At 42.7% G+C, this 1,579-nt stretch carries 1 pseudogene; it reads left to right on the forward strand.

The annotated features are described in order from the left end of the window. Positions 1–145: 145 nt before the first annotated feature. Positions 146–1,537: pseudogene (locus tag HMPREF0501_RS08460) on the forward strand (ISLre2 family transposase). Positions 1,538–1,579: the final 42 nt, after the last annotated feature.

The raw sequence follows: 1,579 nt of genomic DNA on the forward strand, positions 1-1,579 counted from the left end.
TTAGTGTAAGATTTTCATAGGTTGGATGAATAAATCATCTGGTCGTGAAAATCCTTTTTTCTATACCAATTTGCTTATTTACAAAAAAAGAAAAGACCGGTAGCCTTTAGTGTGCTGAATACTAAACAAAGGTAGGTCTTCCCTCATGACTATTTTAACAGAAATCGATCGTAATTTGGCAAAAGCTGATAGTTTATTTGAAGCTGAACAGGTGATTTTAAACGGCGTCCTCCGCTTAGGCCAAGTAATGATGCAAAACTTTGATGCAAAACTTTATGGAGGAATTGGATCAAAGCTTGAAGTCCTAGACACCGGCTAATTACCAAGTAATTAATAAGCAAGCACGGACCCTTAACTGCATTTTCGGCCCTGTCACCTTTCGGCGACGTTATTATCAAACGGGTTTGGGTAGGCATGAATTTTATCTTGATCGGAAGCTCCAGCTGAAGCCACGGCGACGTTTATCACCGCATTACTTAATGATGATGGCGAAAATCGCTCAGACCACAACGATGCGTAATACGGCAAATATTTTGAATCTGGTCTTTGATAGTGGAATTACGGCAGATTCGGTGATGCATCCGTGCATGAGTTAGGTAGCCAGGTAGCTAAAGAAAGTCAGCGCAATGAACAAAAGACCGTTCATCGCCAAATTCCCAAGCACCTAACTATTGAGGGCGATGCATTTATAATTAAAAGTCAACACCCCGCCCAGCTGACGCTGGTTCATCATTATCGAGTGTATGAACGGGAGGCTAATCATATCATTAATCGCCACGATTTCTTAAGTGTTGACCATCAGGAACAGCTATAATCACGACTGAGTGACTATTTAGATCGTCATTATAAGCTGCATGGACAAACGATCTTTTTGGCGAGTGACACTGGACCTGGCTATGAGCCGACCAGGCTCTTAAGCTTAGTTCCTCAAGGAGCCCAGGGTGAATATTTTTTAGACCGTTATCACTGCTTTCAGAAAATTGAACATACCTTAGGCCATCAAAATGAGTTAACTGTAAAAGCAATCCAAGCCGTGCGAGATTATGATAAGCACCAGTTAACATTAGTTTTGGATACGTATGAGTCACAAGACTTAACTCCCCATCAAGAAGCCGACCTAACGCGGCTACGGAAATATTTAACGCGGAACTGACCATATCTTTTAGCACCTCAACGACGCGGGTTTAAAGGCATGCGTCTCATTGGATCAATTGAAAGCGCTCATCGCGCTTTTACCTATCGCATGAAAAAACAGGGGAAGTCGTGGACGATTAAGGGAGCTAAAGCCATGATTGGGTTAATCGAAGCACGAGTCAATGGCGAATTACCGACTAATTTAACTACTACCCTCAATCAATTGACTGTCCTACCCAAGGTAGAGTCCCCGCATCTACTGCAGGAACTACAGATTCGAACTGGCGAATTTTTACGCAGGGTACCCACGCCACCTTCATCAGGCGTGATCCACGGAGACATTCCAATTAATACTGCAACTAGTAGACCAATGGGCCGAGTTCTTAAGGCTCTTACGCACTAAAACTGCATATTTAAAGGCTACCTATGAAAACTTGACAGATAC

The sequence above is a fragment of the Limosilactobacillus coleohominis 101-4-CHN genome (assembly GCF_000161935.1).
In the GTDB taxonomy this organism is placed as follows: domain Bacteria; phylum Bacillota; class Bacilli; order Lactobacillales; family Lactobacillaceae; genus Limosilactobacillus; species Limosilactobacillus coleohominis_A.